This window comes from Ruegeria sp. AF7 (assembly GCF_056541885.1).
Genome location: NZ_JBQFYX010000006.1, coordinates 1 through 16,653, shown reverse-complemented (window position 1 = coordinate 16,653; position 16,653 = coordinate 1). Strand labels below are relative to the sequence as shown.

Annotated in this window: 10 protein-coding genes; 2 read left to right on the top strand and 8 right to left on the bottom strand. The window is 55.5% G+C overall.

Annotated features, from left to right (window positions below; genetic code table 11):
- Positions 1-26: 26 nt before the first annotated feature.
- Genes ACR0AP_RS12275 through ACR0AP_RS12255 form a run of 5 tightly spaced genes read right to left on the bottom strand, consistent with a single transcriptional unit; the run spans position 27 to position 9,532 of the window.
- Positions 27-1,337: an HlyD family type I secretion periplasmic adaptor subunit gene (locus ACR0AP_RS12275; protein ID WP_480506960.1), complete on the bottom strand. Its 1,311-nt coding sequence runs from the start codon at positions 1,335-1,337 to the stop codon at positions 27-29.
- Positions 1,321-3,468 (bottom strand): type I secretion system permease/ATPase, encoded by a 2,148-nt coding sequence (locus ACR0AP_RS12270; RefSeq protein WP_480506959.1) that lies wholly within the window; start codon positions 3,466-3,468, stop codon positions 1,321-1,323. Before ACR0AP_RS12270 ends, ACR0AP_RS12275 begins: the two co-directional genes overlap by 17 nt.
- Positions 3,465-4,889, bottom strand: a complete 1,425-nt coding sequence (locus ACR0AP_RS12265) for a TolC family protein (protein WP_480506958.1) — start codon at positions 4,887-4,889, stop codon at positions 3,465-3,467. The genes ACR0AP_RS12270 and ACR0AP_RS12265 overlap by 4 nt, the downstream gene beginning before the upstream one ends.
- The gene (locus ACR0AP_RS12260) at positions 4,798-5,637 is read right to left on the bottom strand and encodes a SapC family protein (RefSeq protein WP_480506957.1); all 840 of its coding nucleotides are present in this window, start codon (positions 5,635-5,637) and stop codon (positions 4,798-4,800) included. Before ACR0AP_RS12260 ends, ACR0AP_RS12265 begins: the two co-directional genes overlap by 92 nt.
- 46 nt (positions 5,638-5,683) lie before the next feature.
- A complete protein-coding gene (locus tag ACR0AP_RS12255) occupies positions 5,684-9,532 on the bottom strand; it encodes a beta strand repeat-containing protein (protein ID WP_480506956.1) in 3,849 nt (1,282 codons plus the stop codon).
- Between the two features lie 228 nt (positions 9,533-9,760).
- On the opposite strand from ACR0AP_RS12255, the gene ACR0AP_RS12250 reads away from it, so the two are divergent.
- Together ACR0AP_RS12250 and ACR0AP_RS12245 are read left to right on the top strand one after the other, a co-directional pair.
- Positions 9,761-11,809: a dockerin type I domain-containing protein gene (locus ACR0AP_RS12250; RefSeq protein WP_480483722.1), complete on the top strand. Its 2,049-nt coding sequence runs from the start codon at positions 9,761-9,763 to the stop codon at positions 11,807-11,809.
- A gap of 93 nt (positions 11,810-11,902) precedes the next feature.
- Positions 11,903-12,694 carry an inositol monophosphatase family protein gene (locus ACR0AP_RS12245; protein ID WP_480483723.1) on the top strand — a complete coding sequence of 264 codons (792 nt, stop codon included), beginning with the start codon at positions 11,903-11,905 and terminating at the stop codon, positions 12,692-12,694.
- Positions 12,695-12,697: 3 nt separating this feature from the next.
- Here ACR0AP_RS12245 and ACR0AP_RS12240 read toward each other — a convergent pair whose 3' ends face one another.
- Genes ACR0AP_RS12240 through ACR0AP_RS12230 form a run of 3 tightly spaced genes read right to left on the bottom strand, consistent with a single transcriptional unit; the run spans position 12,698 to position 16,536 of the window.
- Complete coding sequence (locus ACR0AP_RS12240; protein WP_480506955.1) at positions 12,698-13,264, bottom strand: histidine phosphatase family protein; 567 nt, start codon at positions 13,262-13,264, stop codon at positions 12,698-12,700.
- Entirely contained in the window at positions 13,265-14,335 is a 1,071-nt protein-coding gene (locus tag ACR0AP_RS12235; RefSeq protein ID WP_480506954.1) for an ABC transporter ATP-binding protein, read from the bottom strand.
- Entirely contained in the window at positions 14,332-16,536 is a 2,205-nt protein-coding gene (locus ACR0AP_RS12230) for an ABC transporter permease (protein WP_480506953.1), read from the bottom strand. Before ACR0AP_RS12230 ends, ACR0AP_RS12235 begins: the two co-directional genes overlap by 4 nt.
- Between the last annotated feature and the right edge of the window lie 117 nt (positions 16,537-16,653).

Here is a 16,653-nt window from a genome sequence, read left to right as displayed (position 1 = left end):
AAAAAACTATTTTATGGTCTTTTCAGTTACTCACGCAAAGCTTGATCTTTTATTTTCACGACAGGTTCCAGCAGATACTCCAATACGGATTTTCGACCTGACAAAATGTCAACCTCTGCGATCATGCCGGGTATGATTTCCACAGCAACACCATTTCCATCGAGCATGGTGTCGCTCGTGCGAATTTCCACAACGAACACCTCTTCGTCGTTCCGCTCTGAACGTGTGACGGTATCGGCGCCAATCCGTACGATTTCACCATCCAGCGCCCCGTATCGCGCAAAGTCATAAGCTGTAATCTTCACTTTCACAGGCTGTCCAGCGCGTAGAAACGCAATATCTTCGGGCTTTACGTAAGCTTCGACCAATAGTGTGTCGTCCAGGGGAACAATCTCGACAAGGTCTTCGCCACTCCGCGCCAAACCCCCAATGGTTGTTCGGTGGATGCGGTTGACGATACCGCGAACCGGAGAGCGAACCTGCGCTCGTGCAGCGCGGTCGCGTAGGGCTGGCAAGGCGGGTTGCAAAGCCGCCAGTTCCGCAGTTGCAATGGCTAATTCAGTAAGCGCCGCACTTCGAAATCGGCTGTGAGCAGCTTGAATGCGATCATCTATTTCATCTAATCCGGTTTGCAACCTACTGGTCACGGCTTCGGCACGGACCTTGCGACCGCGCCACTCGGCTTCGCTGCGCCGCAACGCCAGCAATGTCGTTGCCGGTTCCATTTGCCGCTCGACAAGCGGAGCTATGATTGCACGCTCCTCCCCAAGCACCTTTAGGGTTTCTTCTGCTGTTACCTGATCCACTAAACCTTCTTCGTGTTCTTGCTGCTTTTGTTCACGTTGTCGTTCCAATATTGCGATTTCTGCTTCCAGCTCTGCTTGCCGACCCTTATACAATGCAGTTTCCGAACGCACGACACTGGGTGCACCTTCGATCAACTGCGCATCGAAATTCAATTGCGTACCATCAATTTCTGCCTGCAGTCGTTGTGCACGGGCTTGCAGTCCGAAAGCGCGCTGTTGTTCTTGGCCAAGTTGGCTGTCGAGTTGTGTGGCGTCCAGTTCCATCAACAATGTTCCTTTGTCGACCAACTGACCTTCGCGCACATGGAGCGACCGCAACACGCCAGGTTCGGAGGCATCGATCACCTGAACGTCGCCCGAAGGTACGATCCGTCCATCGACGCGCGTTACGTCATCCAACTCGGTCAAATGCGCCCACAGCCCGGCCGAGACAATACAGGACAGGATCAACAGCAAGAGCAATGAACCACGAACGGGGGACCGCCCCTGCATTTCGCGCGCCAACTTCGCCAGATCAGGATGCTGCGACATTCAAGTGCCTCCCTTTCTGGCGCATGTGCTGCGTCAGCAAGCTCTTGGGCCCATCAGCTGCGATTTTTCCGTTTTCCAGAACGATAACTCTGTCCACAAGCTCCAGCAGGCTGGTTCTGTGTGTTACAATGACCAGGGTTGACCCGGAAGTTGACTTACTCAGACGCTGAACCAGTTGGGCTTCGCTTTTGACGTCCATCGCACTGGTTGGCTCGTCAAAAAGCAAAACCGGAGGACGCCCGACAAGTGCCCGTGCCAGGGCGATTGCCTGCCGTTGCCCACCGGAAAGCCCCTCACCACGTTCCGCGAGTTGAATATCATAGCCCAAAGGATGGCTGTTCACGAATTCTTCGACTCCGGCAATGCGGCCGGCTTCGACAATGTCGCAATCTCTGGGTCGGATTGCGCCACTGGCGATATTGTCCCTGACAGACCCCGAAAAAAGCCAGACATCCTGTAAAACGGATCCGATATTGCGTCGCAAGTCACCCGGGTCGATCTGACGTATGTCCAATCCATCAACCATGACCGAGCCCACTCGTGGCGTGTAAAGCCCCAATAGCAGGCGCGCAATCGTGCTTTTCCCGCATCCGATTTGACCGAGAATTGCGACTTTCTCACCGGGCTTAATTGTGAATGAGACACCACGCAGGGTATCTTCGCCTTGGTCAGAATACGAGAAATACACGTTATTGAAGGCAAGTGCCCCTTTGAAATCAGATCGGGTCAGCCATGTGCGCCCCTCCGGGCGTTCGCTTTTTGCATGCATTAGCGCATTGAGACTGCGATAAGCGCATCTGGCCTGGTTAATGCGGGTCAACGTCTGCGCCAGTTGACCCAGAGGGGCCAACGCCCGACCGGTCAACATTACCGAAGCGACCAGCGCACCCATGCTGGCTTGCCCGTTCGTGATCAGAAAAACACCAAGAAATACGACAAGCACTTGCGCGGCCTGTTGGGTGAATCCGGTCAGGTTCAGCGCGAATTGCGTGACCGTCCGGCTTCGCGCACCATGCGCTGACTGCTGTTCGATGGCCTGTTCCCATCGTGCGCGCATTTTTTGGCCTGCTGCCGTTGTTTTTATGGTTTCTAGTCCCGAAACAGCCTCAACCAGAACTGATTGTTTGGACTGCCCATCGGACAAGCTTCGTTCCGCCATCCTTGATAAAACTGGCTGCACTGCCAAACCTGTCAGGAGCACCAAAGGTACGGCCAGAGCGGGGATCAAAGCCAGTTGTCCCCCAACCAGATAGATCACCAGGATGAACAACCCAATGAAAGGCAGGTCGACAACGGCCACCAGCGTCGCGGATGTAAAGAACTCTCGCAGAGTTTCAAACTCGCGAATGGTGCTGGTCATAGCACCAGTAGACCCCATGCGCGATTTCATCTGGATGTTCAGCAACTGGTCGAAAATGCGACGGCCCATCAACAAGTCGGCTTTCTGCCCGGCCTTGTCGATAAATCCCGCCCGCAGCAACTTGAGGGCAAAGTCAAAACACAATGCCAACGCCACGCCCATGGTCAAAGCGATCAGCGACTCAGTCGCTTCGTTGGGCAATACCCGGTCATAGACCACCATGATGAAAACGGACGTGGACAAACCAAGAAGGTTTGCCAGCGCCGCTGCGAGTGCGACCTGAATGTATGACCAACGACTGGCGGATAGCGCGTTCCAGAACCAGTGACCGCCATGTGAACTGGCCCCCCCCAACGTTTCGCCGTCGTGATGGCGACGGAACAGGATTGCGTAACCGGTATAACAGGCTGCCAGCCTGTCTTCGGAAACTTCACCGACACCTTCGCCTAGCTCTGGGTCGAAGACCAATAAAGCGCCGGTTTGCGTTCGTCCGTGAAAGACAACGGCTTTATCTTCTGCCAACAGCAACAGGGTGGGTGTCAGATTGTTGTCCAATTCGGAAAGGCGCTTTGCCCCATACCCCGCCTGCATGCCCGCCTTTTGCGCGAGGGCGAGAATGTCCCGTATTGTCAAATCCCCATCTGCGCCAGTTTGCGCCGCGTGCAGCGCCGCGAGACTCAATGGCCGTTCAAGTGCCGACGAGATATTCAACAGGCAGGCTTCAAACGGCGTCAGCAGCGAGGCATTGGGGGCAGGGTCGGATGCGTTCATTGTGTACTGCCCCAGTCGCCCAATGAAACCCCAAGCAGGTCGAGTATGTCGCCGGTCAGGCTTAGGGCTGCATAATTGGTCAGAAAGTAGCTCTGTTCCGCAAGGATCAAACGTTCCTGAGCATTAACGTAGTCCCGCTGCGCATCCAGAATTTCAATGAGGCTACGGCGGCCGATCGAAAATTGTTCACGGGAAGCCGCGATATTTTCAGCGTTAGCCTCCACGGCAATCCGGGCTTCGCGCAACCGATCGGCACCCGCTTTTTGATCTGAACGGATAAAACCCAGCTCTCGCGTTATTTCGCGGATCAGTTGCTCGCGCGCAAACTCAGTCTCTTTGACTAGCGATTCCGCAGCTGCTATTGCGGCGCGACGTTGGCCGGTGCTGTCCAGCTCGTAATTGAAGGAAAGATCCACTCCAAAATTCGTGTCACGATTGTTATCCTGGTTCGCGAATGCGGCGACCCTGACATCAGGGCTGCGACGCGCTTGCGCTGCGGACAATTCTGCCTTGGCAGCCAGAAGGCTTGCATCGGACCGCCGAACCTGAGGGCTGTTCATTATGATCTGCATGTCACTTCTTTCCAGTCCAGGTGCCGGAACAGGTGCAGGAAGAGCGCCGGGCTCATCCCCGAATATCTCGCGGAATCGCGCTTCGGCCCGGTCTGTGCGCGCATGCGCATCAGCCAGCTTTGTGCGCGCATCGGACATGCGCGACCGGGCAGCCAGGACGTCGGCACTCGAACCGACGCCGTTTTTTGTTCGGTCGGTTATCTGGCGAACAAGCTCTTCATGGGTCAAAACATTCTGTGCTGCGACGCTTTGAATCTTTCGTTGATCGAGGACAAGTACATAGGTCTCAATAGCTGCGAGCGCAGTGGATGAGGCCGTTTGAATCTGATCACCTCTGCTTTCCAAGACACGTGCCCGCGCAGCGGTCAGATCTCCCGAGGCCGCCCCTCCGTCATAAACCAATTGCGAGACCCTCAGATACGGCGAGACGTCCGCGATATCTGATGCAATCCTCTCAGACCGTGCGTTTAATCCCAGCGAAATCTCCGGGAGAAAAGCGCCTTCAGCTGCGTCTTGTTTAGCCTTCACGATGCCCATTCTGGATTTGGCTTGCGCCAGGTTAGGACTGTTCTCAACCGCCTTTTTCACCCGCTGCCCGAAGGCGCTGTGACTGAGTGATTTTGATGGTTTAGTTGCCCCGGCGCCGGCTGTTTGGGCTGCAAAGGACATCGTAACTGGCGTCAAATCAGGTGGACGCGTGCAGGCAGAAATGGAAATCAGAAGCAGACTGAACGCAATAAAATAATAAGAATACTTACTAAATGGCATACTGACCCTCCTGCCACCGATGGTCCAACAAGCTTTCCTTTCGTTGGGCGGCTGCCAGCGCCTCCATAAATTCTGAAGCATCCGACCTAACACCGGTCGACGACTTTTTCGCCAATTCTTCGGCTCGCATTTGAGCTGGCAAAAGCCACGCGCAATGGGTCAACGAAACTTGGTGGGCATGTATGAGGCGCAGGCCTCCGTTCATGGCGAGTAATGACAGATGCGCTGAAGGAACTTGCCGCAAAGCAGCCAGGTCGACGCCGAAGTAACCGCCGAGGCATTCGTCCATTTGTACGCAGGCGAGTGGAGAAAAAAGCCCCATACCACCTATCGTGCGGCACAACTGATATGTGTTCTCCAGTGACGCTGTAAGCTTGCGAAAGAACGCCTGAACATTTTGCAGTTCAGGCCCCAGCGCTCCGGTTCGGTCAAAGAATGGCTCATCGTCGGGGTTGTCGGTAACCAGGTCCAAGCTTTCGTTGACAAGCAAAACAAACTCCCCCTCTCCGGTTTTGTCCTGAAGCTCAGGTGATCGGAACTGAAATGGCACACACCGTAGTGCCGAGGGAACGTAGCTTGCGCGCCATTCCCCTTTCGCTGACACGAATGGCGTCGGTTTGTCTGGTGTCATCGATAAGATTGCCACGGGGTAAAATCCCCGTTCGGATTTCCGGAACGCGATCGGAAAAGTGGCTGCTGCCTGTAGGACCTCTGCCTCTGCCACCGGGCAGTCGACCATGTCGCGCGCGAATTCGAACGACGTGTAACGTTTCCAGAACCGATGACCATGTCGTAATCGTGTGACCGGGGTTAAGCCAATCTGCGCCATAACTGCCTCGTGTTTCTGATGAACGCCAATTTTTTCCTGAGTTGGTTCAAGCCGTCGCACCGGTTGGGTCGGTGTGTATGATGTTGTCCGCAGTCAAGCCGCTGAGGTCGGCCAGGCCATGGAAAGTGGCGAGGGTTTCGACGTTGGCATCGCCAGGTGTCACGAAATCAGCTTTGATCAGAACACTGTCTGTTCCGTCCGTTGCCATCACATAGAGCTCATCACCTGCAAACGCTCCGGCGAGGCTCTCGACAGCCGTTTCGAGTGTCGCGGCAGTGAGGTCTGCAAGAACGGTATCGAGGCCCACAAATCCGGTGTCTGTGCCCAATGTGCCGCCGACAGAAAGCAGCTCGAAACCGGTGCCATCACCGCGAAGTGAAGCGACATTCAGTCCGCTGAACATCAGAGCGTCGGTCACATCTGCTGCGGGCCCAATTGTGAAACCGGTTATGCTGTCTGCGCCATTGTTGTTCGGGTCGGCTTCAAAGACAACGACGTCCCGCCCGGCTTCGGTGATGTCAATGCTGTCATCGCCACCACCGCCACGAATGATTGTATCCGTGTTTGCCGCGGTTAGGATGTCATTGCCATTGGTACCAAACTGAACTGCGACAGGGCCACCTTCTGGTGTTTTGATCGTTAACTCAATGGGTTGAGCAGCGTCCTGTACTGTCATCGTGAAGGTGACAAGAGGCTGAGACAAATCGGAAAAAACAGTCGCCGCTCCAGCGAAGTTGATGATGTCTCCTGTACCTGGGTTTGCAAGGAACAAATCGAACGCGCTGTTTTCCGAGTCAGACCCGGTATCGAAAGTGGCGACAGATGAGTCGAACTCAAGCTCCGCTGTAAAAGCCAAGCCACCAGAGATGTCACGATTTGCATCGGCATAAATGGCAAATGTAACGGTTGATCCACTGCGTCCGACCTCAGAGATCACGTAGGCAGCTGGTTCATGAGCAACCGCCTGATCCGATACAAGTAAGGGATCTGGTCCCCCTGCAACGGTTGCCTGGGCTGATATAGTCAGGGCATCCCCAGCTTCTATGGCGGCGAAATCTGACGACGCAACAGCCAGTGTCCAGGATCCGTCCGCGGTTACTGTCGCGCTGCCGATGGAGCTGCCGTTCAGCAAAACATCTACAATCTGGCCGTTTGAAAGCCCGGCAGAGGAACCGCTGACAGTAATGCCTGACGCCTTGGCATCAGCAAGAGCCACTGCGTTGTTCACGCCGATATCGTTCAGCATCAGAATAGGTCGAAAGTCCGTCGTTACCGAACTGCTTGCCGGTACTGCGCTGTTGCCAGCGATATCGTCAACTGTTGCGGTGATGGTGTGGTTTGTTCCGTCGGACAGCGCGCCCAGGTCGCTGGCTGGCACAGTGATCGCCCAGGTTCCGCCCAAAGCAATACCGGTATAGGTTTGCCCACCAAACGTGACAGAGACTGTTTGGCCATCTTCCGAGGTCGTCGTACCTGAAATTGTCAGGTCTGTACCTTGTTCCGTTACATCCAATACGGAGCCAACCGGCAAACTGTCGATCGTGATTGCTGGCGCTGTAAAATCGGTTGTAAAACTTGTCGAGGTTTGGTTGCCATTCCCAGCAGCGTCTGAAACAGAAGCCGTGACATTATAGACACTTGCGTCCTGGAGGCCTGAAAGTTCGGCAACTGTTGCGGTATAGGTCCAGACACCACCGGACACCGTTGCTGTACCGCTTATATCTACAGTACCGTCAGTTCGAGCAATCTCAACAGTAATGACTGTCCCATCCTGAGCGTCAGAAGTTCCCGCGACAACCAGGTTGGTACCTTGCTCAGTAGCGTTCATGAGAGCGCCATCAGAAATACTGGTTATTCCAAGGGTGGGAGGGGTGAAATCGGTGGCGAAACTATTGCTGGCTTGTGACGCCGGATTGCCTGCTGCGTCCGAAACATCAGCCGTGACCGTCACGGTGGCGGCATCAGAGAGGGCCGCAAGATCTATGGCGGGGACAACTGTGCTCCATGACCCTCCGGTGGCTATCCCAGTGTAAGATTGCCCGTTCAAAGTGACGGTAACGACTTGACCGTCTTCAGCCGACGTAGCGCCCGATACTGTCAGGTCTGTCGCCAATTCGACAGCATTCAAGAGCGCCCCGGTCGAGAACGTGTCGATGCTGAGGGTTGGCGCTGTGACGTCTTTCGAAAGGGTCACGTCGGCCTGAGGGGCTGTGAGCCCGTTGGCGTCGCTGACGTCTGCGGTGATCTGAAAGCTGCCACCGTCGGCCAAAGATGCCAGATCACCGGCTGGGACTGTTACAGTCCATGTTCCGCCCGTCACTGTTGAGTTATAGGTTTGACCATCCAGTGTGACGGTGACTTGCTGGCCATCTTCGACATTGGCGGTTGTCCCGCTTATGGCCAAACTTGACCCGGCTTCAGCAGCGTTGAGAACTGCGCCGACAGAAAGAGGAGATATCGAAATAGAGGGGCCGGTCAAGTCCACTGGTACAGTAACAAGAATCGGTGCGGCCGGGTTGCCAGCGACGTCCTCGACCGCCACAACAATTGCAGCAGGTGTTCCAGTGGACAGACTGCCGAGGTCGGAATTGGGGATCGTGACAGTCCAATTTCCGCCTGTCGCAATACCGGTGTACACCTGACCGTCGAACGTGACGATGATGGTTTGCCCGTCCTCGGCCGTGGTGGAACCCGTTAAGGTTAAGTCACCAGCCACATCAATCAGGTCAATTGATCCACCCGCAACGGGATCCAGAGAAACACTTGGAGCGGTGAAATCCGTATCAAAACTTCCGCTGGCCTGTAGGGCCGGGTTTCCAGCCGCGTCAGCGACGTCTGCCGTTACATTTACGATTGCACCGTCAGGCAAGGCGCTAAGGTCGGCCGCCGGGACGGTTACACTCCACTGTCCACCGGAAACCGTACCGGAATAGTTTTGCCCGTTCAGTGAAACCGTTACGGTTTGCCCGTCTTCTGCATCGGTTACGCCAGTGACAGTCAGGTCGGTCGCTTGCTCGGCTAGGTTGAGAACCGGTCCGTCAGAAAAACCGGTGATGGACAGGCTTGGTGGAACCGTATCGATGTCAAATTGAACGGATTGTGTTGACAATTCAGTACCCGACCCATCCAGGTTCGTGATGGTCACCGTCGATACCCCCTGTGGAAGTGCGCCGGCTTCGGCGGCTGTCAGAGAGATACTCCAGCTGCCATCGGGGTTGGGTGTCACGGTTTTGACCAGTGACCCTATTGTGACTTCAATGGTTGCCGTCCCTTCGGGAGGGATGGCGTTGGTGCTGATGTTGTTCAGCGCAGTAGATTGCAGATCAGCCAGGTTGAGGCTTGGGTATGTCGGGGCGGGTTCGGACACGACGGAGGTGGGCTCGGATACGACGGGGCTGTCACCGCCACCGCCGCCACCTCCTGCGGCCGCAGCCGCCCCTGCCAGGCCCAATCCGCCCAACGCCGCGCCGGCACCACTGATGCCGCCTGCGGACGCACCCGCGGAAACACCTGCTTCCACGGCGCTGAACTGGGCAATCTCCTGAACCGCGTTCTCAGCGATCATGATGGCACCGCTGTCCAGGATCTGGACGTTTTCAGCTGCCACGATCATTGTGCGGCCATCGGCCATTTTTAGAAGAACATCGCCATTCTTCATCAACTTGACCGAGCGAACGCCTGGAATGGTTTCCGCGAACTGGAAAGCATACAGTTCTTCGATTGTGGCTTGTGATAACGCGGGCAAGGCCATCAAAGTTGAAATCAACCCGCCGGCCGCGCCGCGCCCTGCCCAGCGGCCAAGTTTTCCATCGATCCACTGGCGAATGTGTTGCTTGCGGTCCGTTTCCGAAGGTTCAGCCGCCGGACGGTTGTTGAACTCTGGTGCTTTGGTCATCTTACCCTCACATGTGGTTTCCGCGATCACCGAAATGGAAGACAGATCGCGCTGATAACGGCTGGCTCATCTGTCTTTCCCACTGGTTACTGTTGCGATCGAAAGTGAAAAATTGAGTTAATCTGAAACCGAACTTCTCGTTTTCACCACAATTCCGCTTTTGTTTCGGTCCGTGCATCAGGTCATCTTTTGGTCAAGGCCAGGGGTGGCGATGGAGGTGTGGCTGTGATGCTTCAATTCGAAGGTGTGGTGGCAACGGGGAGCGCGGCGCTCGATTCAGGTATCGGCGATACGGCTTTAAAAACGTTTAACGGAACCACGTATCTTTATACCGTCACCGGACCGGGTGGCGGCGTCGCGGTCTGGAGGCTGGTCGAGGGCGCGTTACCGCAACTGGTCGACACGGAATATTACAGCGGCACAATCACGTTTCACGTTGGTCGCAGTGGCACACCGATAACGCTGGCGGGATCCGAACAACTTGTACTGGATGTGAATATGGCGGTCGGGTTGGTCGGATATGACCTGAACGTGGATGGCACCCTGGACAGCCTTACGGAAACCGGATCTCTGGCAGGAGGAGGAGATATCTCGGCGATTGTTCAAGTGTCGATCGGACCCATGGATGTTCTGGCAATGGCTCATGAAGAAACGGGTCAAATCGGGACATATCTTGTTAATCCAGATGGAACGCTGAGCCTTGCTGGTCTTGTTGCTGGCTCTGGAGACGCGATGCAGACGCTGCGCGCAGGAACAGACCATTTCCTGATCTCAAGTGATGCGGCCAGCAATACAGTCTCAACTTATCGGATCGACAGCATTTCCGGTCAGTTGACCGAGATTGACAACAGTTCAGCCATGGGAACCCTTGGAATCTCGACTCCGACAGCCGTCGAAACGATCGATGCCTACGGCAAGCCCTGGGTGATCGTGGCGGGCGCAGGCAGCGACTCGCTCAGTGTGCTTCAATTGAAAGCTGACGGCAGCCTGAGCGCCACAGACCATATTCTGGATTCGCACACGACCCGCTTTGAATCCGTGCAGGACCTTGAAGTCGTGGACATCAACGGGCGCGTATTCGTCGTGGCGGGTGGCGGCGACGATGGGCTTACATTGTTCACGCTGACACCGGAAGGCCAGTTGGTCTATCTGGACAGTTTCGCCGACACTTTGAGTAGTGGATTGCAGAATGTCGAATCGCTGAGCCTTGCTCACGTCGGCAATGAGTTGCAGATTCTGGTTACGTCGCAACAAGACGCTGGAGTCACTGTCATTTCGGTTCCTGTCGATGATCTTGGGGTCGTGAACAAAGGGTTTGGAACAGTATCGGGGACGGCCTTTGACGACATGCTGAGTGGCAGTATTCTGGATACCACCCTGATGGGTGGCGATGGCGATGACATACTGATAGCAGGAACAGGTGCTACGACCATGTCAGGTGGGGCAGGGGCCGACATTTTCGTGATGCAGTCGGGCAGCGGTCTGACCACGATCACGGATTTTCAACCGGGTGTGGACCGTCTGGACATGTTCGACTACCTGCTGTTGCGGTCCCCTCAGCAACTGACATTCACCAGCACCACCCAAGGGGCGCGGATAGAGTATCGGGGCGAGGTGGTGCAGGTTCAGTCCGCTTCGGGCGGAACGCTGACCAGTACCGATATTTTCGGGGCCGGGTTTGAAGGCCCCGATCACATTCCGGTTGAATTCGGTGATTTCGGCGGTTTGAAGCCGGACAGTTCGGATGGCGTGCTTGGGCCAATCACAGTGGACAGCCGATCTGTAAATCCCGGATTGTCGGATGCGGAGATTAGATTCACTCCGATCGGCGGTGGCACGGTATCTGTCACGGCTGACGATCAGGGACAATTTGACTTGGACCTTCCGGATGGCACGTTCCCTGGAAGACTGGACATCATCAAGCACTATTCGACGGCAAGCAAAGAGATCGACGCAATGGACGCTTTACAAGTGTTGCGCATTTCGGTTGGCCTCGATCCGACATGGGGGCCCGCCGATGCGGAAAACCTAATCGCAGCGGATATCAATCAAGATGGAACCATCAATGCCCTGGATGCACTGGCGATTTTGCAGGTGGCTGTTGGGAAAACCACTGCGCATGAACCTCAATGGGTCTTCTTGGATTCAGATGCGGATTTGTCGGGAGTTACAAAAAGCAACGTTGATTATCAGACTGGAATGGATGTTGTAGCCATAGACGGGGTGATAACCGCCGATATGACGTCCATTTTGCTCGGCAACCTCGAGGCGGCATGAATTGAATTGAACGGTGCTGCAACTCAGTCATTGCAAGCCTTCCGCTTGGACCGCAATGTTGGCCTTAGATACACAAACACAAAAGGACAGGCCATGAATCGTCTTTCGGAACGCAGAGATTTTGCCATCGCGGTCTGTGAAGAAGCTGGGGTGATAGCCGAGAAATACTTCTTGGACAGGAGTAATCTGGTTATCGATCAAAAAGGTGCTCAGGACTGGGTGAGCGACGCGGACAAAAACGTCGAAGCCTTCATTCGTCAAAAGATCATGGATGCTTGGCCGCAGGATGGGATATTTGGCGAAGAACACGGCGCTGCCACAGGCAAGAGCGGTTTTGACTGGGTGATTGATCCAATTGATGGAACTACGAATTTCGTCAATGGCATACCCGTATGGACGATTGTTCTGGCCGGTGTCACCGAAGGGCACACTGCGGTGGGTGTGATCCGGGATCCGAGTATGGATGAAACCTTTGTGGCAACACGCGGAGAGGGCGCGACACTGAACGGTTCACCGATACACGTGGCCTCTGGGGTTGCTCTTCGGGATGGGACGGTTTCTGTGGGGTATTCGAACCGGATCGAAACTCGCCACGTCGTGCCGGTGGTTGCAGAACTGATCGAGCGCGGTTCCATGTTTCACAGAAACGCCAGCGGTGCATTGTCATTGGCCTATGTCGCAGCCGGGCGACTTCTGGGTTATGTGGAAGAACACATGAACGCCTGGGATTGTCTGGCTGGGCAATTGTTGGTTGCAGAAGCGGGCGGTGTTGTCGAAGATCAAGACGCCGACGCGATGATCCGCGACGGTGGGCGCGTGATCGTCGGTACACCAGATGTATTTGAAAGTTTGTTGGAAATCGCAGAGAACGCTTGGGGGGCTTAACGTCTAGGCCATTGGCAACCAAGTGGAATTAGGTTGCAAAGTTGTCAGACTTGTCTGCCAATAATGGCCTTGTGACGGTTGATCGTACTGGCGGTCAATCGGAATCCCGGAAAGCTCACACCACAACAATGTCCCGACCGCACCATGTGTAACGATGGCGAGGTCTCCGGTGCCATGGGCACGAGTGATTTCCAAGACTGCCCGGTGAATGCGCCTCTGCGCGTCGGCCGCAGTTTCCCAACCGCGAAAGCTAATGTCCGGCTGGGCAAAGAATGCGTCGGCGGCCGCCTCGAACCTTTCCCGTGGCAGGAAACCAGTGGTACTCCGATCATTCTCGCCAAGTTCCGGGTGGATATTTAGAGGCAACCCCAAGGGCGCGGCCATAATCTCACCAGTGTCGCGAGCCTTTCGTTCGCTGCTGGCCCAGATATGGCTGACATTGGCCATAGCTTCACCGGCGGCAAAGGATGCGGCGCGCCGGCGACCTGTCGTGCTCAGACCCCATTCCGTAATGGGGGTATCCGGATCAATATCGACCTCGGGGTGAGTGATGATCAGTAAATTCGGCATCTAGTCAGGCAGAAGTACCGGCCCTTTGCCCGCAAACCCCATCCTGATTTCGGTACCCGGTGCAAGCGGTGCATCAACATCATCGTGGACCGCAAAAACCTGACCAAATGCGCCGGTCAGCGTGTATTCCATCCGCACGCCAACATAGGTTGCCTTCGCCACTGTAGCGGCGATGCCGTCATCAGAACCAATCACAAGGCGCGAGGGTCGTACAGCGATGGTTGCGGGCCCATTGGTCAAACCCCGACGCGGCAGAGTGTGACGGTATCCTTCGATCTCGATCGTTGCAGTATCACCGTCAGTTGCAATGATTTGACAGTTGAGCAGGTTTGCCTCGCCTATGAAATCGGCAACAAACCGGTCATTCGGGGCATCATAAAGCTCGCGAGGTGTACCCATCTGAGCGATCGCGGCGTTCCGCATCACAACAATCTCGTCCGAGACGGCCAGGGCCTCTTCCTGATCGTGGGTGACATAGACAACCGTCAATCCAAGGTCTTGCTGAATGGCCCGGATATCCTCGCGCACCTGGCGTCGCAGCTTGGCATCAAGGTTGGATAGCGGCTCGTCAAACAGCAGAACCTGTGGTTCAAGAACCAGCGCTCGCGCGACGGCGACACGTTGTTGCTGACCACCCGAGAGTTCGGAGGGAAGGCGATTGTCGAACCCCTTGAGCCCTACCAATTGCAAGCCATGCAAGGCGCGGCTGCGAGCCTCTTCCTTGGCAAAGCCCGAGAATGTGAGGCCGTACATTACGTTCTCCAGCACGCTCATGTGGGGAAACAGCGCGTATGATTGAAACACCATTGATACGTCGCGGTCTGTTGCGGGCAGATTGGTGACGTCACGGTCGCCAATCATAATCTTGCCAGAGCTTGCCATCTCTAACCCGGCGATCATGCGCAACGTTGTCGTTTTCCCACAGCCTGATGGGCCAAGCAGCGTGATCAGTTTTCCTGCATCGACATGAAGGTTAATTTTATCAACAGCAACAACATTTTTGCCGAACACTTTCGACACGTTCTCAAATAATACCGGTGCGGCCTTGGAACCGATTTTGTTGTCGGTCATGAGGGTGTCTCCGTTGTGCTCTGTGTGCGCCGACCGATCTGGACCCGACCGACGAGAAGTTGCAATAACCCGACCGCTGCCAGCATCACGAAGATTAGCGTCGTCGAATAAGCAATGGCGAGACCATAGTCGTTATTCTCGACCCGCCCGATGATATAGCTGGTTGCCATGTCGTATTCGGCGCTGACCAGAAAGATGACGGCCGAGATCGCCGTCATGGCACGAACAAAGCTGTAGACAAGCGCAGCAAGTATCGCAGGACGCAGCAGCGGAAGGATGACATTCCGGAACGTCTGCCACGAGTTTGCGCCAAGGGTCAGCGAGGATTCATCAAGGCTGCGGTCAAGCTGCGACATGCTCGCAATGCCGGCGCGAACGCCAACCGGCATATTGCGGAAGATGAAGCTGACAACAAGGATGACACCTGTACCGGTGATTTCGATTGGCGGAACGTTGAAGGCAAGAATATAGCTGACACCGATCACCGTACCGGGGATTGCAAAGGACAGCATGGTCCCAAACTCGAAAGCGTTCTTGCCTGCAAAACTCTGCCGGGTCAGCAGATAGGCCGTTACCAACCCAACCGCAGCAGTCAGTGGTGCCGCGATTGCCGCGATAGTGATGGTGGTCCAGAAACTGTCCCAAGCGGCTCCGGTCCAGCGTATTCCTTCTTCTTCTAAGCGGACCGAGAATGCGGTGATGTAGTGCTTGATCGTCAGCGAGTTATCGACCCCCCACAACTCGACCACACTGCCGTAGATGATCATCGCATACACAACAATTGTGAACAGCGCCCAACCCAGAGCAACCAGCAGTACGGGAACCGAGAGGCCAGTTGGCATCAGCGGATGCACCCCTGCATCACCCTTGCCGGTAACCGTTGTGTAGCTTTTCTTTCCCAGCCAGGCGCGCTGTGCGTAAAAGGCCGAAAGGGTAAAGAACAGCAATACCATGGCTAAAACCGCAGCCCGGCCTTGATCATATTGGGCACCGACAATTGCGAAGAATATCTCGGTCGAGAGCACGTCGAAGTTCCCGCCCAACACAAGCGGGTTGCCGAAATCGGCCATGCTTTCGATGAAGCCCAGAAGAAAAGCATTCGCAAGACCGGGCCGCATCAGGGGCAAAGATACTGTCTTGAACGTCTGCCATCTGCTGGCGCGAAGCGTCTGCGCCGCTTCCTCCATCGACGGAGAGACGCCTTCAACCACACCGATCAGCACGAGAAACGCGATAGGCGTGAACGCGAGTGTCTGTGCGATCAGGATGCCGGGCATTCCATAAAGCCAGCGTGTCGGTTGTGTGCCGAAAAGCTCGGCAAAGAACCGGGTGACCGATCCGGACAGGCCAAAAAGCAGGATAAGCGCCAGACCAATCACGAACGGCGGGGTGATGATCGGTAGAACGGTCAAAGCCCGCAACGCGCGTTTGTAGCGAAAGCCGGAGCGTGTCACGACCAATGCGAAGCACAGACCCAAGACCGTGGTGATGACGCCAACAAGGATGGCGAGGAACAGTGAATTCCAGGCGGCACCGCAGCGCGCACCCTGAAGACACCCCAATCCCCACAGTCGATCATCAAAGAACTTTGAGAAGAATACCGCGATGGAATAAGCGCCATCTTCGGTGATGAAGGCGGCGAAAAGCATCTTGGCGATCGGAAAAAAGACAAACGCGGTGACAATTGTAATCACGCCGCCGATAGCACTGACGACAAAGACATCACCATTAATCGCGCCTCTGGCCGCGATGCCCTGAGTAAGCAGGAACAGAAAGCTTGATGCGCAGATCATTGCGCCATAGCCCATTCCGTACTGACGGTCGCCAAGCTCGCCAAACAGCGATTCCAGCCAATCGAAGTTGAAGCCTCGGATGCCAATGCCGAAGCCCTGTGCGATCAGCCAGCCGAAGCCGAGCGCGCCGGAAAGGATCAGAATGCGGGCATAAAGCGGGTCAGACTTGGCGCGCTTCAACACCAGTAGCGGAAGAGCGAGCGCGATCAGGAGTGGAGCGAGCCAAAGCTTCTCACCTTGTCCAATCAGAAACGCTGCCGGGGAGTAATCCTGGTCGAAGGGGTAGCCGTCCAAAAGCCACTCGAACGACCATAGCCCGCCGTCCACCATGTACCATGGCAGCAGGCAGAATCCGACCCACCCGGCGATGATCCAGAAGATCAGGACCGGATGGGTCGTTTTTGACATATTATCTGTAGTGGTTCAGATGTGATCTGACAGTTGGCCGTTTTTCCGGCGGCGTCTGTCAGGTCAAGTTTGGTTCAGGAACTTTTCCTTCCAGATCTCTTTGCCCTCGATCATGGT